Source organism: Myroides odoratus, assembly GCF_001549985.1.
GTDB lineage: Bacteria > Bacteroidota > Bacteroidia > Flavobacteriales > Flavobacteriaceae > Flavobacterium > Flavobacterium odoratum_A.
The window spans coordinates 148,932-173,458 of sequence record NZ_LROZ01000003.1; the positions used below are offsets into that span (position 1 = coordinate 148,932).

The 24,527-nt window shown below is 35.8% G+C and carries 21 protein-coding genes; 13 read left to right on the top strand and 8 right to left on the bottom strand.

All coding sequences use genetic code 11. The features are described 5' to 3' along the window. Window positions 1-3: 3 nt before the first annotated feature. Window positions 4-624: an urease subunit beta gene (locus tag AWV75_RS05185; protein ID WP_082711036.1), complete on the bottom strand. Its 621-nt coding sequence runs from the start codon at window positions 622-624 to the stop codon at window positions 4-6. A 142-nt stretch (window positions 625-766) separates the two neighbouring features. On the opposite strand from AWV75_RS05185, the gene AWV75_RS05190 reads away from it, so the two are divergent. Next, entirely contained in the window at window positions 767-1,666 is a 900-nt protein-coding gene (locus AWV75_RS05190; protein ID WP_060873369.1) for a helix-turn-helix domain-containing protein, read from the top strand. Between the two features lie 250 nt (window positions 1,667-1,916). Here AWV75_RS05190 and nhaC read toward each other — a convergent pair whose 3' ends face one another. The 3 genes from nhaC to AWV75_RS05205 all read right to left on the bottom strand — a co-directional run bounded on the left by nhaC (window position 1,917) and on the right by AWV75_RS05205 (window position 5,239). Then, window positions 1,917-3,395: a Na+/H+ antiporter NhaC gene (gene nhaC, locus AWV75_RS05195; RefSeq protein ID WP_060873370.1), complete on the bottom strand. Its 1,479-nt coding sequence runs from the start codon at window positions 3,393-3,395 to the stop codon at window positions 1,917-1,919. Window positions 3,396-4,199: 804 nt separating this feature from the next. Further along, a complete protein-coding gene (locus AWV75_RS05200; protein WP_060873371.1) occupies window positions 4,200-4,640 on the bottom strand; it encodes an undecaprenyl diphosphate synthase family protein in 441 nt (146 codons plus the stop codon). A gap of 2 nt (window positions 4,641-4,642) precedes the next feature. Then, window positions 4,643-5,239, bottom strand: coding sequence for a superoxide dismutase (locus AWV75_RS05205; protein ID WP_060873372.1), 597 nt, complete (start codon window positions 5,237-5,239; stop codon window positions 4,643-4,645). A 272-nt stretch (window positions 5,240-5,511) separates the two neighbouring features. Between AWV75_RS05205 and AWV75_RS05210 the strand changes: the two genes are divergently transcribed. The 4 genes from AWV75_RS05210 to AWV75_RS05225 all read left to right on the top strand — a co-directional run bounded on the left by AWV75_RS05210 (window position 5,512) and on the right by AWV75_RS05225 (window position 9,423). Beyond that, window positions 5,512-6,438, top strand: coding sequence for a bestrophin family protein (locus AWV75_RS05210; protein WP_060873373.1), 927 nt, complete (start codon window positions 5,512-5,514; stop codon window positions 6,436-6,438). Between the two features lie 184 nt (window positions 6,439-6,622). Beyond that, a complete protein-coding gene (locus tag AWV75_RS05215) occupies window positions 6,623-7,249 on the top strand; it encodes a 2OG-Fe(II) oxygenase (protein WP_060873374.1) in 627 nt (208 codons plus the stop codon). 265 nt (window positions 7,250-7,514) lie between these two features. Next, on the top strand, window positions 7,515-8,411 hold the full coding sequence (locus tag AWV75_RS05220) for a LysR family transcriptional regulator (RefSeq protein ID WP_060873375.1): 897 nt from the start codon (window positions 7,515-7,517) through the stop codon (window positions 8,409-8,411). Between the two features lie 70 nt (window positions 8,412-8,481). Continuing rightward, window positions 8,482-9,423, top strand: a complete 942-nt coding sequence (locus AWV75_RS05225; RefSeq protein ID WP_060873376.1) for a YeiH family protein — start codon at window positions 8,482-8,484, stop codon at window positions 9,421-9,423. Between the two features lie 525 nt (window positions 9,424-9,948). Here the strand turns inward: AWV75_RS05225 and AWV75_RS05230 are convergent. Further along, a complete protein-coding gene (locus AWV75_RS05230; protein WP_002985701.1) occupies window positions 9,949-11,577 on the bottom strand; it encodes an acyl-CoA carboxylase subunit beta in 1,629 nt (542 codons plus the stop codon). Window positions 11,578-12,228: 651 nt separating this feature from the next. On the opposite strand from AWV75_RS05230, the gene AWV75_RS05235 reads away from it, so the two are divergent. The 6 genes from AWV75_RS05235 (at window position 12,229) to AWV75_RS05260 (ending at window position 18,869) form a co-directional block, all read left to right on the top strand. Beyond that, entirely contained in the window at window positions 12,229-12,873 is a 645-nt protein-coding gene (locus AWV75_RS05235; protein ID WP_060873377.1) for a DUF47 domain-containing protein, read from the top strand. Window positions 12,874-12,890: 17 nt separating this feature from the next. Continuing rightward, entirely contained in the window at window positions 12,891-13,988 is a 1,098-nt protein-coding gene (locus tag AWV75_RS05240) for an inorganic phosphate transporter (protein WP_060873378.1), read from the top strand. Window positions 13,989-14,495: 507 nt separating this feature from the next. Next, the gene (locus tag AWV75_RS05245) at window positions 14,496-15,185 is read left to right on the top strand and encodes a hypothetical protein (RefSeq protein WP_060873379.1); all 690 of its coding nucleotides are present in this window, start codon (window positions 14,496-14,498) and stop codon (window positions 15,183-15,185) included. A gap of 30 nt (window positions 15,186-15,215) precedes the next feature. After that, window positions 15,216-15,851 carry a hypothetical protein gene (locus AWV75_RS05250; protein ID WP_060873380.1) on the top strand — a complete coding sequence of 212 codons (636 nt, stop codon included), beginning with the start codon at window positions 15,216-15,218 and terminating at the stop codon, window positions 15,849-15,851. After that, window positions 15,848-17,341 (top strand): hypothetical protein, encoded by a 1,494-nt coding sequence (locus tag AWV75_RS05255; protein WP_060873381.1) that lies wholly within the window; start codon window positions 15,848-15,850, stop codon window positions 17,339-17,341. The genes AWV75_RS05250 and AWV75_RS05255 overlap by 4 nt, the downstream gene beginning before the upstream one ends. 13 nt (window positions 17,342-17,354) lie before the next feature. Next, on the top strand, window positions 17,355-18,869 hold the full coding sequence (locus tag AWV75_RS05260; RefSeq protein WP_060873382.1) for a lectin-like domain-containing protein: 1,515 nt from the start codon (window positions 17,355-17,357) through the stop codon (window positions 18,867-18,869). A gap of 93 nt (window positions 18,870-18,962) precedes the next feature. Here the strand turns inward: AWV75_RS05260 and metK are convergent, their stop codons facing one another. Continuing rightward, window positions 18,963-20,255: a methionine adenosyltransferase gene (gene metK / locus AWV75_RS05265; protein WP_060873383.1), complete on the bottom strand. Its 1,293-nt coding sequence runs from the start codon at window positions 20,253-20,255 to the stop codon at window positions 18,963-18,965. A 390-nt stretch (window positions 20,256-20,645) separates the two neighbouring features. On the opposite strand from metK, the gene AWV75_RS05270 reads away from it, so the two are divergent. Both AWV75_RS05270 and can read left to right on the top strand, forming a co-directional pair. Beyond that, window positions 20,646-21,284: a carbonic anhydrase family protein gene (locus tag AWV75_RS05270; protein ID WP_060873384.1), complete on the top strand. Its 639-nt coding sequence runs from the start codon at window positions 20,646-20,648 to the stop codon at window positions 21,282-21,284. A gap of 11 nt (window positions 21,285-21,295) precedes the next feature. Beyond that, complete coding sequence (gene can, locus AWV75_RS05275) at window positions 21,296-21,946, top strand: carbonate dehydratase (RefSeq protein ID WP_002985679.1); 651 nt, start codon at window positions 21,296-21,298, stop codon at window positions 21,944-21,946. Here the strand turns inward: can and AWV75_RS05280 are convergent. Together AWV75_RS05280 and rimK are read right to left on the bottom strand one after the other, a co-directional pair. Further along, window positions 21,943-23,091, bottom strand: coding sequence for an LETM1-related biofilm-associated protein (locus AWV75_RS05280; protein WP_060873385.1), 1,149 nt, complete (start codon window positions 23,089-23,091; stop codon window positions 21,943-21,945). The two genes, can and AWV75_RS05280, sit on opposite strands and share 4 nt — an antisense overlap. Window positions 23,092-23,143: 52 nt before the next feature. Next, window positions 23,144-24,508: a 30S ribosomal protein S6--L-glutamate ligase gene (gene rimK / locus AWV75_RS05285; RefSeq protein ID WP_002985675.1), complete on the bottom strand. Its 1,365-nt coding sequence runs from the start codon at window positions 24,506-24,508 to the stop codon at window positions 23,144-23,146. Between the last annotated feature and the right edge of the window lie 19 nt (window positions 24,509-24,527).

Below are 24,527 nucleotides of genomic sequence, written 5' to 3' on the forward strand. Positions count from 1 at the left end.
AAATTAAATCGAACCATTTATTTTTCCTGTAAAACCGTGAATGATTTGCGCTCCACCGTAGGAAACAAGGTCAATGGTTTCTTCAACCCCGGGCATAAAGCGAACGGATAAACCAGAGGCAATATCAAGGTGGTATCCCTTTGTTTGTGCTCTGTCGAAATCTAAAGCTGGATTCACCTCATAGAAATGGAAGTGGGAGCCTACTTGTACCGGTCTATCCGCCGTATTAATTACTTTGATGGTCAGGCGCTTTCTTCCTTCAGATAGACTAATGTCATCTTCTGCGTATTCGTATGCGCCAGGGATTAAGGTGGCACCCCTTCCGTTTATTGGGTTGTTAAGTGATACTAATTTTGTGCCATCTACAAACATCGCTTCGACCTGTAATTGCTCAATTAATTCAGGAACTCCATGCATAACATCCTCAGTTGTCAGTAATTGATTGCATTCTTCAATCAATTGTTGCACCGTCTTTCCTTCTCTGGCCCCCTCTATGACATGTCCAGATAGGTAAGCAACAGCTTCTGGATAACTTAGTTTTAGTCCTTTTTCTTTTCTGTTTTTTGCAACAATAGCCGCAAATAAAAGAAGCATTTTCTCCTTTTCTTGGTGAGTTAAATACATAGTTCTTAAAGTTTTATGCAAAAATAATTAACGATAGCATGCTAGTAAATAGCCATATCATGCCAATACTTTCCTTTTTCGTGCCATGCGAAATTGTCTTATTTTTACTTACCTTTAACCGTATTTTTTACTGTATTTTTATATGAAAGAAGTTTCTACGATTTTATCTAGTTACGATTATAAAAAAAGATACTTGCCTTATCTTGATTTTGCGATTTTAAGTAATACGAACTCGCTGCAAGTTTATAAAATAGAAGAATATTTAACGGGAATTGTAAAACCTGTAAATCCTTATCGAACAGCCTTTAGCTTTATCATTTATTTAGCTCAGGGTGAATTTGAGCAGTTGATCAACTTTCAAAATTATCGCATAGTGGCAGGGGAGTGCCTCCACGTTAAGCAAGGAGTGTGGACAGCTACCCAGTACTTATCAGAAGATGTTAAAGGTTTTATCGTCTTTTATGAATCCGATATTTTTACCCAATATCTGTTGATGTATGACAAAAAAGAAGAGGTGAAGTATGTTCCGTTTTACAAATTTAATTATTATGATACACAAGCGATAACAGCTAGTTTATTGTTGTTGTATGGTGAATTGGGCCTCCCTGAAAATAGGCCAGCTATTTATGTGCCTATCTTTTATTCTATTTTATCTCGATTAAATTATTATACAGATAACTACACATTTAATTCAAGGGATTTAGAAATTGCCTTTAAGTTTAAAGAATTGGTTATAGCTATGCATATTAGAGAAAAATCAGTGGGTTACTATGCCAATCAATTGTGTTTATCGGAGAACTATTTAAATCGGTGCATCAAAAAGATCATTGGACGTTCGGCTAAGCAGTTGATTAATGAAGTGAATGTGGAATATGCTAAACTTTTATTGATTAATACCACTCAAGATATAGCCGAAATTGCTTTTGAATTGGGGTATCCATCACCAAGTTACTTTTCAAAATTTTTTCGAAAAGAAATGGGCATAGCCCCGAATGAATATCGAGTTAGAGAACGACTAGCCATTGATAATCGACTTCATTAAACAGCATAGTGGTGTTTAAAAAGGAGAAATTTCAATGCTATTTTGTATATTCAATCCGCTGTAGCTTAGAAGCATGAAAAGTCAGCAAGAAAAATACAACTTGTTTTAACTAGCAGTTAGCGGGGAATAATAGGTAGTGTGTCCATATTGAGTCCATAAAAATGCGCATTTTAATAGACTCAATATGGACTCAATATAGAAATATTACGTTGACATAGAAAAGAAAACGCGCGAATAAAGCATATAGGCGCTAGTTGTTCTCTTCTATTAGATCGACTTGTTCTTTTTCTTTGTTGATTAAACGTCTTATTTTAATGTCAAAAGCCGCATACAACAAAGTAACAAAAGGACTTAAGTAATTAAAAAAGGCATAAGGTAAATAAGTGAGGGTAGGAATACCAAGAACCCCTGCATGATAAGCACCACAGGTATTCCAAGGAATTAATACTGAGGTTACCGTTCCAGAATCTTCCAGCGTTCTACTTAAGTTTTCTGGGGCAAGTCCTTTTTGTTTGTAAGCTTCCGCAAACATTTTTCCAGGTACCACAATGGATAAATATTGATCAGACGTTGTGATATTTACCGCTAAACAGCTAGCAACAGTACTGGCAAATAGACCAAATATGTTAGTGGCGATGGATAGTAAAGCCGTTGATATTTTCTGCAACGCACCAATTGCTTCCATTGTTCCACCAAAAAACATCGCACATAAGATTAACCATACTGTATTCAACATACTCGCCATACCTCCTGCTTCAAATAATCCATTGAGGCTTTCTAATGGCGATAAGATGCGAATATCTGTAGTTAAAGCGAGCATTGTTCCTTTATAGGCATTGTAGAAATTAAATTCTTGACCACCTGCAACTGCCAGAACAATAGAAGGTTGAAAAATCAAGGCAAATACAGCTCCTAATAGAGTACCAATTAATAAAGCCGCAATTGGTTGTACTTTTTTGACAATAAGTACAATAACCAATAGAGGAACAATAAATAGAAGTGGGGTAATGTGAAAGGTAGTGCTAATTGCATCCAATGTTTCTGCTGTATTTACCTGCCCTTCTGAACCATAAATAAACCCCAAAATAATAAACAAAATCAAGGTCACAGTATAGGTTGGTACTGTGGTATATAGCATATAGCGAATGTGCGTAAACAAATCGGTGCCCGCCATCACAGGCGCTAAGTTTGTCGTATCAGATAAGGGGGATAGTTTATCACCAAAGTAAGCTCCTGAAACAACGGCTCCACCAATTACACCCAAGGGCATACCCAAGGCATTACCAATTCCTACAAGCGCTATTCCGACAGTAGCCGAAGTAGTCCATGAACTCCCCGTTGCAATAGAGATAATAGAAGTAATGATCACACAAGCGGGTAGATAAATGGAAGGATGTAGAATCTCTAAACCATAATAAATCATACTGGGAATAATACCACTCAATAACCAAGTGCCTGATAAAGCACCTACAAGGAGTAAGATAAAAATGGCATTTGACGTATCACGTACATTATTGACAATTTGCTGTAAAATCTTATCATAAGAAACGCGATTGTACATTCCTACAAGAATTGCAATGGCACCACCCAATAACAAAATGAATTGATTGGTTCCCGATAAAGCGTCATCCCGGAATACATAAACATTAATAGCTAGTAATATCACGAGTAATACGACAGGAATTAATGATTGTGTTAGCGAAATAGGCTTTTCTTGTTTTTCTTGCATGTCAAGTTCCGTTTAAAAAATGAATAATATAAAAAGTAAAAGTACTTAATTTTGATCGAATCGTAAATAATACCCCTCATAAACTGTACCAAAAAAGGGAAGGAAAGATTTTTTTTGTGAAGGTGGTGAGATGGTGAGGTGGTGAGGTGGTGAGATGGTGAGATGGTGAGGTGGTGGGTGGTGAGATGGTGAGACGATGAGCAATCCTCATAAAAAGCAAACCTCACAAAGCACAAACCTCACAAAGCACAAACCTCACCGCCTCACAAAGAACAAACCCTCATAAAGAGCAACCCTTTCTTTTTTTAAGGGTAAAAAAGAAACAAAAACCCCTTCAACTAACCCAAATAAAGGTCAAATTAGTTTTTAAGCCTGAAAATAAAAGAACTCGCTACGCTCAAACACCTTTTATTTTTACAGCCTTTTCAAGCATTTGACGCTCTTTATTTGACTTGCGTTGAGGTTAAATTGTCTTTTGTAAAAATGATTTACACTTTTAAATAAATTTATTTTCTATTCTCTGCTATGAAAAAGATGATCTCACAACGCATTACTCTTTTCGCTTTTTTGTTAGAGGTTTTTTTGATGATTTCTTCGCTTAAAGAAGAATGTCTCACCATTATGGGTTATGGGGTTATGAGTAAAGTCTGATCTCATCTTCTTTAATCGATAAAACCCATGATTTCACAAATCTCACCATCTCACCATCTCACCACCTCACCACCTCACCATCTCACCACCTCACCATCTCACCACCTCACTATCTCACCACCTCACCATCTCACCGCCTCACAAAGAACGACCCTATCGAGGTAAGGTTTGAATCAATTGATCTAATGTAGTATCTTCTAGCGGATAATATTGATTACGCTGTTTAAAATCGGCATAAGCAAGTAGTGCTTGTTTGAGGTCTCCTTGAATGGATTCCGTTGAAATTGCGATATGTTCCACAAGGTAAATCAAAAAGTAAATGACGCGTTTTAAATAGGCATGTGCTTGATTAAGTTCTTGAAGTTCTTCGTGGGTATGGGCTAAGTTGTTACACGAAATGATATACACTTGAATAACAGGGATTTTTAATCGCAGGCATAATTCCCGATGGTTATTTAGTACTTCAGCTCTATACAGTGCTTCTTTGTATCCTTCTAAGGCTTCCAGATAGTTTGCCTGGTTGAATTTTTCATTACTGGATACCGTTAAGGTTTTCCAATAACGTTCTAGGTGATTTATACAAGTATCGCTCATAATTATTTTAAATTTTGATTCGCAAATTCCCAGTTGACGATTTCCCAAAAATTGGCAATAAATTGAGGCCTTGCATTTCGATAGTCAATGTAATACGCATGTTCCCAAACGTCTAAGGTTAGAATAGGCGTTTTGTTGAGTGTCAAAGGAGTATGCGCCTCTTTTAAAGGGATAATTTCCAATTTACCGTCCTCATTTTGAGCTAACCAAGTCCATCCACAACCAAAAAGCTTGGTCGCTGTTGTAGTGAAAAGTGTCTTGAAATGGTCAAAACTACCAAAATCCCGGATGATTAAGTCGTTGATTTTTCCTGTAGGAACCTTTCCGCCAAAAGGAGATAAACTATGCCAAAAGAAGGTGTGATTCCAGTGTTGAGCAGCATTATTAAAAAGTGCTATATCTCCTGTTTGGTAACTGTGCAGAATGATTTCAGGTACAGATTTTTCAAGTAAGGGGGTATCTTGAATCAGCTCTTTGAGGTTATTGACGTAAGTAGCATGATGTTTACCATAATGATAATCAAAGGTTTCTGCTGTAATTAAAGGTGTGAGTGCATTTTTTTCATAGGGTAATGCAGGTAATTGTAAGTCGATTTTCATTTTTGTTTCTTTTGTAATTAATGGAATTATATCTGGGTTTAAGCGGTCTTTTTACTTAATGAAGTGAAGTTTACCTGTACAAATATAGGAGTTATTTAGTTTTGTTGAAATATTATTTTAGATTTATCTAAAATAATATTTAGGAATAGTTAGTTGATAGGTACTTATCAAGTTTCTACACGGCGTTTTTATTTTGTTTTTATTTTTGGTGTGCTAGGGGCTATTTTTCCCTCAGTATAGATTAATTTTGTAGGATATAAATTCTATAGCATATGATAGTTAGAGACAAAAAGCATATTGTTCAAATGCTTTTTATTTGGAAAGGGTCTGTGTTGAAGAAGATTGCGCCTACTTTATTAGCCATCTTTATTTTTTCTTGGTTAGTCTATTGGAGTCATTACTTTTTTCCAGAGATTATTATACCCCTAAATGTTGGAGCATTTACCTTAGTAGGGATTTCCTTAGCTATCTTCTTGGGTTTTTGCAATAGTGCAGCCTATGATCGGTATTGGGAGGGACGAAAACAATGGGGAAGTTTAGTCATTTACACTCGCTCTTTGGCTTTTCAGATATTGCATTTCATCAAAGAAGACGACAGTTTTACTTTGAAAGAGAAACAAAAGGGTATTCAGTTAATTATTGCATTTTGTTATGTATTGAATAAACAACTGAGAAATAAAACGGACTGGACGATTGTGCGTTCTTATCTAACGGAAGAAATGTATCAAGAGATGTTGACTAAGCGTTTTAAACCTGCTTTTTTATTGAGCGAATTGACGAAATGGGTCAATGAACAGTATAGAGCAGGGCGTATAGATTCAATTACACAGGCGAGAATAGATCAAAATATTGAACAATTGTCGATTGTACTTGCTGCTTGTGAGCGCATTGTGCATACTAAGATTCCATTTGTATACTTTATTATCTTGCATCGTACTGTTTACGTGTATAGCTTCCTACTTCCTTTTGGGTTGATTGACTTAATTGTATGGACTATGCCATTCTTTGTAACTTTTGTCGCTTATACTTTCATTGCGCTAGATGCGGTAGTTGCGGAAATTGCGGAACCTTTTGGTGAAGAAGAAAATGATTTGGCCTTGGATCAAATGTGTAGTAATATCGCTTATTCCTTATCAGAAATTTCAGACTTACCGCTTCCTGCGTTAGTCTTGCCTGACGAAAATTACATTGTCAAATAAACATATTATTTCAGTAGTATAACGAGAAACACGCTTATTTGGCGTGTTTTTTTGTGCTTTGTGAAAGAGGGAGTCGATTTCTTTAAGAAAAAATTAACGCAGAAACAACTAAAAAAAAGTGCCATACTCGCATTATTTTTTTTGTGTTGTAAATTATTTTTGCTTAGTTTTTATCTAATGATATATGAGTGACTTTGAAGTAAATTCATTTTATGAGTTAATAATACACGATTTAGTAAATTGTGGATATGCTGTAGTCGATTGTTTTTTCACTGAAGAGGAAATAAACCTGTTACGCGCAAATTTTTTTATGAAACAAGATTTACAAGTGTTTAAAAAAGCAGCGATTGGACAGGCAAGTGAAGAGCAAATAGTAGAAGAGGTGAGAGGGGATTTTATTTTATGGTTGAATGAACAGGCACCTGATGAGGTAGAAGCAATGTACTTCCAAAAGATGAATGAATTTATTGCTTATGTCAATCGCACTTGTTTCTTGGGAATCAAAGAAGGAGAGTTTCACTATGCGAGTTATCCTGTTGGAACGGGTTACCAACGTCATTTGGATGTGTTTCACAAAGATACACGCCGTACTTTATCTGTTGTTCTATATTTAAATGAGCAAGATTGGACTCCTGCCAACGGTGGGGAATTAGTCTTATTTTTACCTGATGAACAAGGGAATGAACGAGAGGAAATCGTCTATGCTTTACCAGGGCGATTGGTGATTTTTGACAGTAAATCGATCGAACATGAAGTTCGAACAGTAAATAAACCCCGCTATAGTATTACGGGATGGTTGAAAACAAGATAAGTGAAAGTTAGGGAAACCTAACTTTTTTTATAATGGGGTGTTGTACGGATATATACTCCGTAAGAGAAGGATGAATATTAGTATAAATACAATGGGTTCAATAGGATTGAAAAGACTTGTTCACTAGTGTAATCAATGTAATGCTATGAATCAATGTACTTCCGCTACCAAAACAAAAAAACACGAAGCATCCATTATTTTCAGTATTTTTGTTTATACAACAGATATTGCTTCCTAATAGAAGTATCATTTAATAGAGAAAACTATGTTTGATTTTCGGTTGAAAGTTTTTTATACCGTGGCAAAAAGAGAAAGCTTTACCAAAGCGGCCAAAGAACTATTAATCTCTCAACCAGCTGTTTCCAAACACATTCGAGAAATAGAAGGACATTATCAAACCAAATTATTTGTACGAGATGGAATTACTATTCGCTTAACCGAATCTGGGCAATTGTTGTATACGTATGCTGAGGATATTTTCTCCACGTACCGCAATTTAGAGTTTGACATGCATGCACTCAATGCTAAAATGGATGGCAATTTGCGTATTGGTGCAAGTACCACGGTTTCTCAATATGTTTTACCGCCATTGTTAGCTGAATTTAGAGGTAAAGTACACGATATCCACTTGGATATCCTCTCCGAAAATTCAGCAGTCATCGAGCAATTGCTCTTGAGTAAAAACATTGATGTTGGAGTTGTTGAAGGCTGTTCCAAAAACCCGCAAATCAAGTATATCGACTTTATTGACGATGAAATTGTACTAGTTTGTCGAGCAGATAACCCGAAGTTCAAAACAGGAATCATCGAACCTCATGAATTAAAAGAGTATTCTTTCCTATTAAGGGAAGCAGGATCAGGTACATTAGACGTGATTGAAAGCAACTTAAATCACCTAGGGATCTCACTCAATCAGTTGCGCAATGAAATGAATTTCTCTAGTACTGAAAGTATCAAAATGTATTTAAAACACTCCGATAGCTTTGCCTTTTTATCCATTCATGCTATTCTCAAAGAATTAAAATACAACGAATTAGTTGTAGTGGATATTAATGGCTTAGATATCAGACGAAAATTCAGTATTGTACAACGTCAAGGACAAGAAAGTGCCTTAGTAGAATTATTTATACGATTCATTAAGTCATATAACCTAAAGTTATAGCTGATAACTATTATGTATTTTTCTCGCTAGTATAGATGATTGACCTTTGTAGGGTTGAAAATACATAGTTATGACAGTACAAAATAGCAATACTGCACTCGGTAGTAAAATAATATTCATGGGCTTAGCTCTTCTAAGCTTGTTTCCTTTTATTTCTTCTGCAACGGCTTTGGTGTTGGGAATCATTTATGCACAAATTTTTGAAAATCCCTATGCCAAACAAACGAAAAAGGCTACAGGACTCCTATTGAAGATTGCTGTAGTTGGATTGGGATTTGGAATGAACGTGTACAGTGCTTTAGCTGCAGGAAAGGATGGCTTCGTCTTGACGATTTTCTCCATTTTCTTAACGTTAACTTTAGGATTTGGAATAGGGAAATTATTGAAAATTGACAAGAAAATATCCTACTTAATTTCTTCGGGAACAGCGATTTGTGGAGGTAGTGCGATTGCTGCTGTATCCCCTGTAATTGATGCAGATGAAAAACAAATATCTGTCGCTTTGGGGATTGTATTTATCCTGAATTCAGTCGCTTTAATTATATTTCCGCCTATTGGTCATGCGTTGGGATTGAGTCAAGTCGATTTTGGACTTTGGTCGGCGATTGCTATTCACGATACGAGTTCGGTGGTTGGTGCAGCTGCTAAATATGGAGATGAGGCCTTAGAAGTCGCTACAACGGTTAAATTAGCCCGTGCGCTATGGGTGATTCCAGTAGCTTTTTTATCTACCATGCTCTTCAAAAATAAAGGCTCTAAAGTGAAAATACCTTATTTTATTGGGTTGTTTGTCTTAGCCATGCTCGCTAATTCCTATATTCCTTTTATTCAACCTTTAGGTCCTTATATCGTAGAACTATCCAAAGCTGCTTTGACGCTAACACTCTTTTTAATTGGAACTTCGCTATCCTTTAGAACAGTGAAAAATGCGGGTGCTAAACCTTTTATTGAAGGGGTCTTGTTGTGGATCTTTATTTCGGTAAGTTCGTTAGCGTATATTTTGTATGTGTAGTTTTTTGTGAGGCGGTGAGAGGATGAGATGGTGAGAGGATGAGATGGTGAGGTTTGCTTTTTTGCAAATAGTCTTTAATTGATAACCCCTACAACTTCACAAAAACAAAAAAGCAACCTACCTATCATACAAGTAATGCGTTATGAGATCATCTTTTTCCTAGTAGAGAATAGAAAACCAATTTACTTAAAAGAAAAAAATATCTTTACAAAAGACAATTTAACCTCAACGCAAGTCAAATAAAGAGCGTCAAATGTTTGAAAAGGCTGTAAAAATAAAAGGTGTTTGAGCGTAGCGAGTTCTTGTATTTTCAGACTTAAAAACTAATTTGACCTTTATTTGGGTTAGTTGAAGGGGTTTTTGTTTGTTTTTTGTGAGGTTTGTTTTTTTGTGAGGCGTTGAGAAGGTGAGGCGTTGAGGTTTGTTTTTTGCAAATAGTCTTTAATTGACAACCTCTACAACTTCAAAAAGTTATAAAAAATCAAAAAAAAAATCGGCAATTTTAAATTGCCGATTTTTGTATACTTATACTTGGATCACACCTAAGTTAAACGGTTTCTCGATGGGCGCATGGTTCGCCGCTTCGATTCCCATAGAAATCCACTTTCTCGTATCTAATGGATCGATGATAGCATCTGTCCAGATGCGAGCAGCAGCATAATAAGGCGATACTTGTTTGTCGTATTTCGCTTTAATCTTATCGAATAATTTTTGTTCTTCTTCCGCAGATAATTCTTGTCCTTTCGCTTTTAAAGAAGAAGCTTCAATTTGCAACAATACTTTTGCCGCTTGAGCTCCTCCCATTACAGCAAGTTCAGCACTTGGCCAAGCAAAGATTAAACGTGGGTCATAAGCTTTTCCACACATTGCATAATTTCCTGCTCCATAAGAGTTTCCTACAACTACTGTAAATTTAGGAACCACAGAGTTAGATACTGCATTCACCATCTTCGCTCCGTCTTTGATAATTCCTCCGTGTTCTGATTTAGAACCTACCATGAATCCTGTTACGTCTTGCAAGAATACCAAAGGAATTTTCTTTTGGTTACAGTTCGCAATAAAACGAGTCGCTTTATCTGCAGAATCCGAATAGATCACTCCTCCAAACTGCATTTCACCTTTTTTCGTTTTTACTACTTTGCGTTGATTGGCAACAATTCCAACCGCCCATCCATCAATACGAGCATAGCCCGTAATCAAGGATTGACCATATCCCGCTTTGTATTCTTCAAATTCAGACTCATCAACTAAACGCTTGATGATTTCCATCATATCGTATTGCTCTGCACGAGATTTAGGTAAAATACCATAAATTTCATTTGGATCTGCAGCGGGTTTTTTAGCTGCAATTCGATTATAACCTGCTTTGTCAAAATCACCAATTTTATCTACGATATTCTTGATGGTATCTAAAGCGTCTTTATCATCTTTTGCTTTGTAATCTGTAACACCTGAAATCTCACAGTGTGTCGTTGCGCCACCTAGGGTTTCATTATCAATACTCTCGCCAATGGCTGCTTTTACTAAATAGCTTCCTGCTAAGAAAATACTCCCCGTTTTATCTACAATTAACGCTTCATCACTCATGATGGGTAAGTAAGCACCACCTGCAACACAACTTCCCATTACAGCAGCGATTTGCGTGATGCCCATGCTACTCATGATGGCGTTGTTTCTGAAAATTCTTCCAAAGTGTTCTTTGTCTGGGAAAATCTCATCTTGAAGGGGTAAATATACTCCCGCACTATCAACCAAGTAAATAATTGGAAGTTTATTCTCTATGGCAATTTCTTGTGCGCGTAAATTTTTCTTTCCTGTAATCGGAAACCAAGCACCTGCTTTTACTGTAGCATCATTGGCTACAACGATACATTGTTTTCCTTTGATATAACCTATTTTGACTACAACACCAGCAGAAGGACATCCTCCGTGTTCTTCATACATCTCATCTCCTGCAAAAGCACCAATTTCAATACTATTAGTTTTAGGGTCTAATAGATAATCAATGCGCTCTCTGGCTGTCATTTTTCCTTGTTGGTGTAATTTTTCAATTCTTTTTTCACCTCCACCAAGTTTAACTTTTGCTAGTTTTCGTTTTAAATCTGAAAGCAATAACTTGTTGTGATCTTCGTTTTTATTGAAGTTAATATCCATAGTTATTTAGGTTGTTGTATAATGTTATTAGTTTTCGCTAAAGTACAAAATAAAAATTTATAGGAATAGCAATAGCGTTAATATTCAAGAATGCTTAAATATAAAAGGCAATACAAAAGAAAGTAATTCATCCACTAAGAGAGCAGCAAATAAATAGCTGTATTTTTGTTAAATTTATAGGGTCAACTAAATAATAGTGTACTTGAGGAATACGTGGTTTTAGTTTAAAGCAACGACTAAAGAAACCTCCTATGAATAGGTGCAAACAGGGAATTATTGGTTTGTTCGTGTAGTCCATTTAGTTTTGGGGTCTCTTTTGGTGTCTAATGCTCCTCAAATTGGGCGTTGGATGGTCAAGAATCAAAAATCAGAAAAATGAAAGTTAATATATTGAATTTCAGCAGTTTGTGTGTTTTTAAGCCTGCAGGTGTACAGGATTATATAACTCCAATGTTACCTTATTGTTAAGTGATTATTGAATTTTAGTACCAATGTTAATTATATAAGTGGTTAAAAATCAATAAATAGTCGTAAATTGTATAGGTAAAATAAAAGGAAACCTCGTTTTGACGTAAAAATTAACGTTAAGGAAACATTAGGTTGATTTTATTGCGTAATTTTGCCCCTGTTTATAACATATATTATTATATAATGTCATTGAATAACATTTTTCAATTTTTAGTTCCAAAGGACAAAACGTTTTATCCTTTATTTGAACAAGCAGCTGTAAAGCTTAAAAAATTATCAGAAACGCTGAATGAAGCTGTGAATACGCCAGCTAAGGAGAGAGAGAAATTACTTAAAGATGTTGAAGTAATTAAGGTGGAAATCGAAGCGATCGCACAGAAAACAAGAATTGAATTGGGGAAAAACTTTATCACTCCTTTTGATAGAGAAGATATCCACAGTTTAATTACGGCGGTTGATGATGTAGCGGACCACTTATCTGATGCTGCTTCTCGTATGAGATTGTATCAAATTGATAAAATTACGAAGCCTTTGCGCAAATTAACTGAAGCAAATTTAGAAGCTTGTAGTGAAGTACACAAAGGACTATTACATTTGAAAGATTTAAAAAAGCTAGAAGAGTTAGCTACTGTATGTAAAAACATTTCACGCTTAGAAAGAAAGGCGGATAAAGTTTTTGATAAGGCCGTGGCCGATATTTTTGAAAATGAAAATAACGCGATCGAAATTATTAAATACAAAGAGGTAATGGTGGCTTTAGAAACGGCTACAGATAGTTGTAGAGACGTGGCTAACGTTTTAGAAACTGTTATCGTTAAATACTCTTAATGATCTAGCGCTAGTATATGGAATTTTTTACAGAAATATTGAGTAATCAAAGCGGGATAATGTTAATTGTGATTATCGTTTTAGCCCTCGGATTTGATTATATCAATGGTTTTCACGATGCCGCAAACTCAATTGCTACTATTGTAACAACTCGAGTTTTGACCCCTTTCCAAGCAGTGCTTTGGGCGGCGGCTTTTAACTTTGCAGCTTATTTTATCTCCTTATATATTATTGGTGAATTTAAGATTGGTAATACCATCGCCAAATCGGTTAACGAGAACTTTATTAGCTTAGAAGTTATTTTTGCAGGTTTAATTGCTGCAATTATTTGGAATTTAGCCACTTGGAAGTTAGGTATTCCTTCTTCCTCTTCTCATACCTTAATTGGTGGTTTTATAGGTGCTGCTGTTGCTCATGCCGGTGGTTTCTCTATTGAGGGAGTGGATGTAGTGGTGTACTCTAAAGTAATTCCAATCTTCTTATTCATTTTTGGAGCTCCTTTATTAGGTTTAATACTCGCTTATTTTATTACCGTGGCTATTATGTGGATTTGTAGAAATCAAAACCACTACAAATGCGAAAAATGGTTTAAGCGCTTGCAATTAGTTTCTTCTGCTTTGTTCTCTTTAGGACATGGAGGTAACGATGCGCAAAAAGTAATGGGTATTATCGGTGCTGCAGTAATCTTCTACCATGTGAATGTAGATATGGATCCAGATTACTTAGTTGAAGGGGTAGATACCTTCAAAGTGTTCGTAGAGCACTGGTGGTGGGTTCCTCTTGCTTCTTTCTTATTCATTGGTTTAGGAACGTTATCTGGAGGATGGAAGATTGTTAAAACAATGGGAAGTAAGATTACCAAAGTGACACCATTAGAAGGTGTTGCTGCTGAAACAGCTGGGGCTGTAGCGTTATACGTAACCGAGCACTTGGGTATTCCAGTTTCAACAACGCATACGATTACAGGTTCAATTATTGGGGTTGGGGTAACAAAACGCGTATCAGCAGTACGTTGGGGAGTTACAATTAACTTACTATGGGCTTGGGTATTGACCATACCTGTATCTGCAATTATCGCTATGATTGTATATTATATTGTATCGGCAGTGATTTAATTAGACACAAGTTTTTAAGTATAGATAAAAAAGGAATGATTGAAAAATCATTCCTTTTTTTGTTTTATACATTTGCCTAAATAAAAGAAGAAAAATTAACGCAGGAAGAAGCGAGATGGCTTGTTTTTACTCAAGGGACATTAGAAAATAACAACGATTAAAAAGGTGATAAAAGGATTGTATATCTCCGTTTCTTTTGTTGTAAGTCAGCTGGAAAAGCTAAAAAATACCGCATAAAATAAATAAAAATTACAACCCAATAAGGCGTTGAAAATGTAAATAATTGAAACTTTTTTATAAAAATGTAATAGCATGGAGTGCTTTGCACTTGTAATTCCTACAGTTGCCTTCTTTTTGATAGGCGAGTGTCAAAAAGTTATTTTTTTAAATAAAAACACTTTTATCATCACGGAAAAGGGTAAATACAAATTTTCATGAACCTTTTTACAGTTTGCATCTGCTGTTTTTTACATCTTTAGTTGTTTTGTACCATTAAATGTGTAAAAAATGAGAAAAAAAAGATTGGTTATTGGACTAATTGCTTTAACTACTACAGCAATTCACGCGCAAGATAATATTGGTATTGGTACAGTAGAGCCTCATCAATCCGCAGTTTTGGACATTAGTGCAACAGATAAAGGGGTATTATTTCCTCGAATAGCTTTGCATAAACAAACTGTTTTAGCTGGTGGTGTAAATCCTATTGGCGTTGTTGTATTTAATAATGGTACAGGTGAAATCTCTAAGAAGGGATTCTATTTCTGGAATGGTAATAATTGGGAATTATTAGCTTTAGAATCCGATGTAACGATTGAAATTGAGAATCTTTATCAAAAAATAGAACAGATTAAACCTCCAGTCCTTGTTATAGGCAATGTTCCTATTTTTGCCAATGAAGTCATAGATAATCGACAAGTCTATATTGGGAAATTTGATATAGAAGTAAGCGGACCCGATGCAACAACGTTATCTTACAATACTACAATCAAACAACCGCTATCAGTAGCTAATTTTGACCAAGTAATTGACGCAAAAATATACGATAGTGCGGGTGTTTTGGTTTTGCAGCAAATTGCAAATATCACTACAAATAACGGTTTGTCTTTCCATTTTGGAACAAAGAATATGTATACTACACTACCCACAGGAAGCTACACGTTGGTCTTGAAATACAAGTCTACTTTACTAGCTAGTTAAAAACGAAATCGCATATATAATTATAAAAAGATGAAAAGTAAAATACGAATTACCTTATTGCTTGTTTTGGGATGTGGCCATTTGTTTTATGGACAAGTGGTTATAGGTGGCGCAACTTATCCCGTAGAAGGAGCTTTGTTGGATGTCAAAGAGTATCAGTCAGATGCAGAGAATACAACAGCAACCAAAGGACTTTTATTACCGCGTGTAAAATTGAGTGAATTATCTAGTTTAATGCCCATGGTACAGACCGAAACAGTGGCGAATAAAAAAGAACATATCGGCTTGCAAGTCTATCACATTGGAAGCGATGAAATGTCGGCAGGAGTAAAAACATGGAATGGTGAGATGTGGACAGGTGGAGGAAGTGCTGAACAAGATCCTTGGATTTATATGCCTGCATTTCCCATTCAAATGTATAAGACAACTGAGCAGAAAGTTTATCTCTATGAACAATATAAGAATCAAATAGGAGAAACGAGTGGTATGCCTATTTGGGCAGAGCATGAAGTAAAGTTTGTGGTGACTGGTTTTGACACTACTGCTTTTAGTACAGCACCTACCGTTAGGACGGAAGGCGGAAAACAATACCTAGTGTATAAATCACTCGTGAATAAGGTGACAGCCTCTAGTTATTTGAACCTCATTATAGTGAAAATACAATGAAGAATAGAATTTTCTTAATCGCCTATTGTTGTATGGCATGTTTTTGTTCATCAAGCTGGGTATATGGACAATTACCTTATTTTACTACGGCTTCTTCTGAAGATGAATTCGTAAAATTTACAGGATCAGACAAAGTCAATTTTTCGAAATATGGTGCTGAATTAACTGCTAAAGCCAAACAAACCAGCGGTGTGTTTGTAGAGGATTTATTCTTTGCTTCTGAGCGAGGATGTATGATTGAGTTCGATTACCTTATGACTGGTAAAGGGTCTAATTCGACTCAAATAGGGGCCAATGGCTTAGCTTTAGTACTATTTGATGCGAAAGTAAGTAATCCTGAAATCGGATCTAAAACTGCTGGACTCGGGTATGCTTATAGTAAAGCGGTAGCAACAAATCAAGCAGTACATGGGCTGAGTAAAGGTTTTTTGAGTATTGGATTGGATATAAATGGGGACTTTAAGGAGCGTAAAATAGGGGATACTGAATTTAGAAATGGAATTTACACAGAGAGAAAGCAAATGAACCATGTAACAGTTCGAGGGCAAGGGGATAGATTAGAAGGATATCCAGTATTGATTTCACAAAGTGTAACCGACAGTAATGAACACTATAAACTCGATATAGCAACGGGAAATTATACCGAGAATTTTGAGACTCCGGACCCGCGTGGTTTTAGCTTTAAATTGAGAGAAAACAATGCAAATAATGAAGGAGATATCCAGGCTAGTTTTGGACATGCTTCTTATCGAAGAGTCCTTGTGGCTTTGTTGCCGACTAAATATTTAGGAAATCCAGGATTTAGTTTATATGTGGATATCATACATGGAAGTGAAACTAGTAGAGTCATCAATTCTTTGTTTATTCCATCGAATGGTTGGATTAAATACTATGAAGCAAACACGAAAACAGCTGATGTTTTAAAGGATAAAAAAATAATTGCTCCAATTAATTTTAATATTGGTTTTACTGCAACAACGGGAGAGATTTATCAAAAAAATATCATCCGAAATATTGAGGTCTATTTGCCCTTTTCTCCCGTTTTGAAAAATATACTAGTGTCCAATGCTTGTAAGGACCATACAACTACAGTAGAGGTCTTTGAACACGCTATTGGTTTTAATACCAATAAATATGAAATGGGACAAGATTTAAATGCTTTAGGAAGTAGGGAACATATTGATCCTTATAGTTTTAGGTTTTTAATTCTAGAAGAGGCAAATTTAGAATATACGCTAGAACCCTTTGTGGCGACAACGGATAATGGGCGATATGAATATAATCCATTGGCCATGGAGGTTGTATTTACGCCAAACAAGAATTTGACAGCCAAAGAAGATACGGTGTATTTTACGGTGAAAAATAAAAAGAAAATGATGGGAATTACCAATTTAGGGGGAGAACAATATCGGTCTTTAAGTGCTAAAATTCAGTTGAAGTTTAAAGACAATTGCAACGATATTATTATGGTAAATGGCAGTTCTCTTTAAGACATAAACGACAATGAAAAGAAATAGAAAAAGAAAAGTAAAGTTTATTGTACTTGGAATAAGTCTGTTGTATAGCGTCTCATTTTATGCTCAATTTCCTTATTTTAATTCAGGACAGAAAGCAGCTGATTTCAAGGTCATAGCCGAGAGTCGCCCCGGTTTGGTTAAATTTAATCAGTATGGCATAAATTTAACCCATCATATAAATGAATATGCAGGGGTATATCTAGAAAATTTAAGTTTTACACCCGACAAGGGGTTTATCTTGGAGTTTGAATATGCTTTTGACATGGGAATAATGGAGGAAGGGAAATATGGGGATGGCTTAACGATGGTGTTGTTTGATGCCAATGAGTCCAATCCTAGTATAGGAGATAGAGGAGGAGCTTTAGGATACGCTGCTACTCAAAGAATTTCAGGTCAAAATGTAGCTGGGTTTACCAAAGGTATCTTTGGGCTTGGTTTAGATATTTTTGGGAATTATAAAAGAATCCAACAGGATCAAAATGAGATTAGAAATGGTTTAACGAACCTAAAAGATGGAGATTTTATTGCTTTAAGAGGGCCTTATGATCCACGAAATGAATTCGAAGGTTATCCAGTACTTTTTGCTATAGGAACTAAAAAAAATGCCAATCTGTATCTAGATACTAACACAGGGGAAGCCATAAGTAAACAAAAAGGGTTTAAAGGAAATCGTTTTAGTATTCGCAACAATGCTTTAGTAGCAAAACCAGGGCAAAAGGGATATCGAAAGGTTCAAATCGCTTTTGTACCAGGTATCGATGATGTTAGTCGAAGATCCGGTTTCTTTATTTTTGTTGATATCATCAATGGCACAAGTAAAGCTTCGATTATCCGCAATTATTTTGTCCCTAAATCAGGAACTATTAAATACCAAGAACAAGTAAAACAAGGAGAGACGAGTGTGGCTGAGGTTAAGAATTTAGCTATCAATATTCCTAATACAATGAAAATGGGATTTACTGCTTCTACGGGAGGGGCCTATGTGCGTACACATGTTCGGAATATAAGCTTAAGTCTACCATTTTGTCCAAAGGTGCAAGATATCATCATCCCCGATGTGATCCGAAGTAGACCTTTTGTATGTCAACCTTTGTACAGCGCTTTTGGATATGATACGAATGTGTATAAAGTTCTAGATCCACCAAGCCCGTCAACCTCGTTCTTAGATTTTGCTTCTTTTCGCTTTAAAGTATTTGATGAAAGCACAAAAAACTATGTGGTAAATAGCACGCCTTATCAATTGGTTGTACCACGGGTAGGCGAGTTTAACTACAATACGAATACTGGAGAAGTAACCTTTACTGCTGAAGCTGAATTTAAAGGAACGAGCTATACCTTTTACTATGATATAAAAAATAAACGACCAATATCAGGGGTAAATATTGGAGCAGAAGAATACCGATCAACCACCGCTTCAGTAACATTGAATTTTACAGATGAAATTCCACTATATCGCAATCCTCCTTTGTTAATAAATAAAGGGGTGAAAAAAGTAAAGTAACTACGGGGAAAATAGGGGTTGCATTTTGTTGAAAAGAAAAAACGCTTAGCATTAGCTAAGCGTTTTTTATAAGAATGAAATAAGCCTAAATGCTTATAAATTGAAAGCTTTTTTAATATCGTCTACACGGTCTAATTTTTCCCAAGTAAACAATTCAACTTCTACTTGTTTGGTTTCTCCACCAGGTCTAGTAAATGTTTTAGTTACCACTTGTGGTTTGCGTCCCATATGTCCATACGCTGCTGTTTCACTGTAGATTGGATTACGCAATTTTAGCGTTGTTTCAATAAAGTAAGGACGTAAATCAAATAGTTCACTTACTTTTTTTGCAATTTCTCCATCTGTTAGATTTACTTTAGATGTACCATAGGTATTCACGTATACTCCTGTTGGTTTTGCAATACCAATGGCGTAAGAAACTTGTACTAAAACTTCTTCAGCAACACCAGCTGCAACAAGGTTTTTGGCGATGTGACGGGTAGCATAAGCTGCACTGCGGTCTACTTTACTTGGGTCTTTCCCTGAGAAAGCACCTCCACCATGTGCTCCTTTTCCTCCATAGGTATCAACGATAATTTTTCTACCTGTTAATCCAGTATCTCCATGTGGGCCTCCAATAATGAAAACACCTGTGGGGTTGATTAAGAACTCGATTTCTTCTTTTGATTCAAACAAGTATTGGTACTGTGGATATTTAGCTAATACACGTGGAATTAATACCTCGATGATGTCTTTCTTAATTTGCGCTTGCATCGCTGTTTCAGCTTTCGCTTTTGCCTCAGGAGTTGCATTTTCTGCCTGAATAAAGTCATCGTGTTGTGTAGATAATACAATCGTTACAATGCGAACCGGTTTATTGTCGTCATTATACTCTAAAGTAACCTGACTTTTTGCATCTGGACGAAGGTAAGTTACCTCTTTATTCTCTCTGCGGATTACAGCAAGTTCTTGCAATAATTTATGAGATAAGTCCAAAGCTAAAGGCATATAGTCTTCGGTCTCTGTAGATGCATAACCAAACATCATCCCTTGGTCTCCTGCTCCTTGATCTTCTTTGTTGGTACGCTCAACACCTTGGCTAATCTCTGCCGATTGTTCGTGAATCGCCGATAAGATACCACATGAATTGCCATCAAACATATACGCACTCTTGGTATAACCAATCTTGTTGATTACATCACGAGCAATTTGTTGTACATCTAAATAGGTTTTTGATTTTACTTCCCCAGCAAGAATTACCTGCCCAGTAGTCACTAAAGTCTCACATGCTACTTTTGATTCTAAATCAAAAGCCAAAAAATTGTCAATTAAAGCATCTGAAATTTGATCTGCAATTTTATCAGGATGTCCCTCACTTACAGATTCTGATGTGAAGTAATAAGCCATATGATTTGTTTTTTTTAATGTTTTAAAAAAAGAGGAAATGGCTAAAGTGAAGATACAATATATTCTGCTTTAGCATTTTTTACCGAGGTTGCAATCAGTACAAATTTTTCCTCCCGTGAAATTCTTTGCAAATGTATTAACTATTTTTGAATCTATACAAATTTTCTCTTTTTTATATTTCCCTTAACGATTATGTGATTTTTAGTAATCCCAAGCAAATACACCTTTATATGAATTGGAACTGAAACATATGGAGCTATAAAATCCTTAAAAACTGTTATGTTTTTTTTAAATTGATAAAAATCTAGAGGTTTATTGCTTTATTTATATTTTAAAAGCCATTTTTGGTTACATTTGTTTCGAAATTATTATCGTACAAATCGCGTAAAAATGAGACTACATAATATAGAAGACCAAAAGTCAATGACTCCGCAGATGGCGTTGTCTTTTTTAAAAGAAGGAAACAAACGCTTTGTTGAAAACTTAAAAGCACATGCTAATTTATTGGAGCAAGTAAATGACACGAAAGAGAGCCAATTTCCTTTCGCTATTATCCTAAGTTGTATTGATAGCCGTACTTCTGCTGAACTTATTTTCGACCAAGGATTGGGAGATGTATTTAGTACGCGTATCGCCGGAAATGTCTTGAACGAAGATATTATCGGTTCAATGGAATTCGCTTGTAAATTAGCCGGTTCTAAATTGATTATGGTTTTGGGACATTCGCACTGTGGTGCAATCACAGGAGCGTGTAAAGACGTTAAATTAGGCCATTTAAGCAACTTATTAGCTAAAGTAGACCCTGCCGTTGAACACGTAAAAAAACACTATCCTAATTTAGATATCAAATCAAAAGAAGGGGTTGATATGGTCGCGTTTTACAATGTGGAATATACCATCAATCATATTTTGACTAAAAGTAATGTACTTTGTGAAATGTATGAAAAAGGAGAAATCGGTATTGTAGGTGCTTTTTACAAAGTGGAAACGGGGGAAGTAGATTTCGTTAAAGAAATGTTTGTTGAATAAAAGAAGAAGTTTTGAAACACAACGAATTTTACAAAAAAATATTAGAGAATAACAAAGCGTGGGTAGAAGAAAAACTAGCCATTAATCCAGAATATTTTAAACGCCTTTGTCACAGACAAACCCCGCCTGTTTTATGGATTGGTTGTTCGGATAGCCGTGTACCGGCAAACGAAATTATTGGGGCAGAACCAGGAGATGTATTTGTACACCGTAATATCGCCAACATGGTTATTCATTCTGATATGAATATGTTGAGTGTCCTAGATTATGCGGTGAATATCCTGAAAGTAACCAACATTATTGTTTGTGGTCATTATGGATGCGGTGGAGTAGAAGCTGCAATGAAAAATGAATCTTATGGATTGATCGACAACTGGATCAGACACATTAAAACCGTTTATCGCTTACACAATGTGGAATTGGATGGTATTGAAGATACCACTGAGCGATTCAACCGATTTGTAGAATTAAACGTACAAGAACAAGTGTACGATTTAGCAAAAACATCTATCGTACAAGGGGCTTGGGCAAGAAACCAAGACTTGAGCATTCACGGATGGGTATACGGACTAAATTCTGGCTATGTGACAGATTTAGAAGTAAACGTTACGAATAATCAAGATCTTGATGAAGTGTATCAACTTCGATTCAAGAAAATTTAATCTTCTGAATCCAAATTCTCATTAAATGAGGAGGGGAGGAGTGAAGGGATAAATTTTAAAATGATAGGGAGTAATATTGTACCACCTGGTAATAAAAATATAGCAAGAGAAGGAATTGTTTTAATCACCTCTAAGGTTTGTTTCTTAATCAATTTCTTTTCTTGTATATCTAAATTTCGATGGGTTGAATCCATCAATAACTGCATCAATTGCTTATTTTTCTGAATTTCCTTTAAAATTCTCCCTTTATTTCGTCCAACTAAAAACTCTACGTAATTAGTTGAATTATTAATCATATTGTTGAATAAATTCGATGACTTTAAATAGAAGTAGTTGTAATCATTTTGCTGTAAGAAAAGCATAAAGCACAAACGACTATCTTCAATTTGTTCTTCCGTAAATGCTAATCGATTGAATGGTTCAACAGAAAAATCGGGTAATTCCAATGTCTTTATTTCATTGTTCCAAGAACTACACATCACAATATCCAAGAGTAAACTCGATTCCAAATAAGAGGATTGTACTTCCATGATTTCTTCAATGGCAAAGTCATTGGGGTTGTCGACTAAATGAACTTCGGCGTTTTGCTGAGGTTGAGTGCGATTTAAGATGGATTGAATCAAATCTTCCAAGTAAACATGGTATAGATTCGGGTGAATTTGTCCTGCCAAATAGGTCTCGAAAGTCAAGAGATAAATAGACAGAACAAGTAAATTCAATACAATATTATTGCTCTTAGACTGCGAAAAGAAGTTTTCTTTCCACTTAATTGCAAAGAGGTGTTCTAAACGCGCATAGGTGTTTTTATCTTCAAATAAACTAGTGAAGAAATTGGTTTTATGGGGTACAAATAACTGGTAAAAATCAAGCAATCGACTGATGAATTCATCAGTTGTATGTGTGGGATACTTAAAGAAGTAAATCTTTTCTAAGAGCTGTAAGAAACAGATTTTAGCAAATTCCTCTTGGGTATACTTAAATGTTGTATAGATCTCGGGAAATCCACTAGCGTTGATTTGACCGAAACTAAAACCAGTTGCTCTAATTTCATGGGCTAATGTTTTTGTATCAGTAGCCTTGAAAATAGCGTATTTATCTTGCTCAGCGAAGTATTTTTTTATCCAGCCAGTTGTTGATGGGTTCATAAATACAAAGTGCGTTTATAATGAAGGTAAGAAATAGCAGGAAGCTATTTCTTTACCATTTAACTTGTTTTTCGATTGCTTTAATCATCTCAGAGGCAATATCTTTATTTGTTGCGCCTTCAATCCCTTCTAATCCAGGTGAAGAGTTCACTTCTAACAACAAAGGACCTTTAGCGGAACGAATGATATCAACTCCCGCCACTTTTAAATTCATCGCTTTCGCTGCGCGAATAGCAATTCGTTTTTCTTCAGGTGTTACTTTGATGATTGAGGCAGTTCCTCCTAAGTGGATATTCGCTCTGAATTCCCCTGGAACAGCTTCACGCTGAATTGCAGCCACTACTTTGCCATCCACCACAAAACAACGGATATCTTTTCCATTGGCTTCTTTGATGAATTCTTGAACTAAAATATTGGCATTTAAGCTCTTGAAAGCATTGATTACACTTTCCGCTGCTTTCTTTGTTTCTGCTAATACCACGCCTTTCCCTTGTGTTCCTTCTAATAATTTGACAATTAGCGGACTTCCGCCAACCATTTTAATCAAATCATTGGTATCCAAAGGTGAATTGGCAAATCCTGTGGTAGGAATGTCAATTCCATGATTTAAAAGCAATTGCAAAGAGAATAATTTATCTCTCGATTGTGCAATCGCTGCAGCGCTATTCAAACTGTATACTTTTAGCGATTCAAAATGACGCGTCAACGCACAACCATAGTAGGTCATACTCGGTCTAATACGAGGAATAACAGCATCAAAATCATTCAATACACGACCCCCTCTATAGTGAATTTCCGGTTGATTCGCGTCCAATTTCATGTAACAGTATTTCAGATTTAAGAAGTGCATTTCATGCCCTCTTAATTCTCCTGCTTCAATAATACGTTGGTTGCTGTATAAGTCTGGATTACTAGCTAATAACCCAATTCTTAAGCCGCTTTTAGCTTCTTTGGGTTTATTGTAGTATTCATCTAGTTTTTCTACTGTTGGTTGACCCAATAAAAAGTGCTTTTCAGGATCAACTAAAATACGACCGCCCATCGCTTCTCGTCCCAATAGCATGCGATACCCCATAGAGTCTCTATTGGTTAGGGTTAATTCAATATCCCAAGAAGTTTCACCCAAAACAAGGGTGGTTTTGATAACATAGCGAGATTCTCTAGAACCACTAGAGCTTTTGACGATTCTCTTATCCACCATTTTGGCTTCACAATGTATAATGGTCTTGCCATTATTTTGTAAAGGATTTACATCAAACTTGACCCATTTTTCACCGTCTTTTTCAAAAGCACTAATGTTTACCGCATGTAAAGCAGAAGTCTTTGCTCCAGAATCTACGCGAGCTTTAATCGCTGGGATATTTAATGTAGAGAAAGAACACCATTCTTCACTACCAACAATGAGTTTATCTACCATTTTATTTAATTATGCAACC

Bases quoted from the DNA above. Each gene is read 5' to 3' on its own strand.
- AWV75_RS05185 (WP_082711036.1), bottom strand. From the start codon at position 624: ATGTATTTAACTCACCAAGAAAAGGAGAAAATGCTTCTTTTATTTGCG.
- AWV75_RS05190 (WP_060873369.1), top strand. From the start codon at position 767: ATGAAAGAAGTTTCTACGATTTTATCTAGTTACGATTATAAAAAAAGA.
- nhaC (WP_060873370.1), bottom strand. From the start codon at position 3,395: ATGCAAGAAAAACAAGAAAAGCCTATTTCGCTAACACAATCATTAATT.
- AWV75_RS05200 (WP_060873371.1), bottom strand. From the start codon at position 4,640: ATGAGCGATACTTGTATAAATCACCTAGAACGTTATTGGAAAACCTTA.
- AWV75_RS05205 (WP_060873372.1), bottom strand. From the start codon at position 5,239: ATGAAAATCGACTTACAATTACCTGCATTACCCTATGAAAAAAATGCA.
- AWV75_RS05210 (WP_060873373.1), top strand. From the start codon at position 5,512: ATGATAGTTAGAGACAAAAAGCATATTGTTCAAATGCTTTTTATTTGG.
- AWV75_RS05215 (WP_060873374.1), top strand. From the start codon at position 6,623: ATGAGTGACTTTGAAGTAAATTCATTTTATGAGTTAATAATACACGAT.
- AWV75_RS05220 (WP_060873375.1), top strand. From the start codon at position 7,515: ATGTTTGATTTTCGGTTGAAAGTTTTTTATACCGTGGCAAAAAGAGAA.
- AWV75_RS05225 (WP_060873376.1), top strand. From the start codon at position 8,482: ATGACAGTACAAAATAGCAATACTGCACTCGGTAGTAAAATAATATTC.
- AWV75_RS05230 (WP_002985701.1), bottom strand. From the start codon at position 11,577: ATGGATATTAACTTCAATAAAAACGAAGATCACAACAAGTTATTGCTT.
- AWV75_RS05235 (WP_060873377.1), top strand. From the start codon at position 12,229: ATGTCATTGAATAACATTTTTCAATTTTTAGTTCCAAAGGACAAAACG.
- AWV75_RS05240 (WP_060873378.1), top strand. From the start codon at position 12,891: ATGGAATTTTTTACAGAAATATTGAGTAATCAAAGCGGGATAATGTTA.
- AWV75_RS05245 (WP_060873379.1), top strand. From the start codon at position 14,496: ATGAGAAAAAAAAGATTGGTTATTGGACTAATTGCTTTAACTACTACA.
- AWV75_RS05250 (WP_060873380.1), top strand. From the start codon at position 15,216: ATGAAAAGTAAAATACGAATTACCTTATTGCTTGTTTTGGGATGTGGC.
- AWV75_RS05255 (WP_060873381.1), top strand. From the start codon at position 15,848: ATGAAGAATAGAATTTTCTTAATCGCCTATTGTTGTATGGCATGTTTT.
- AWV75_RS05260 (WP_060873382.1), top strand. From the start codon at position 17,355: ATGAAAAGAAATAGAAAAAGAAAAGTAAAGTTTATTGTACTTGGAATA.
- metK (WP_060873383.1), bottom strand. From the start codon at position 20,255: ATGGCTTATTACTTCACATCAGAATCTGTAAGTGAGGGACATCCTGAT.
- AWV75_RS05270 (WP_060873384.1), top strand. From the start codon at position 20,646: ATGAGACTACATAATATAGAAGACCAAAAGTCAATGACTCCGCAGATG.
- AWV75_RS05280 (WP_060873385.1), bottom strand. From the start codon at position 23,091: ATGAACCCATCAACAACTGGCTGGATAAAAAAATACTTCGCTGAGCAA.
- rimK (WP_002985675.1), bottom strand. From the start codon at position 24,508: ATGGTAGATAAACTCATTGTTGGTAGTGAAGAATGGTGTTCTTTCTCT.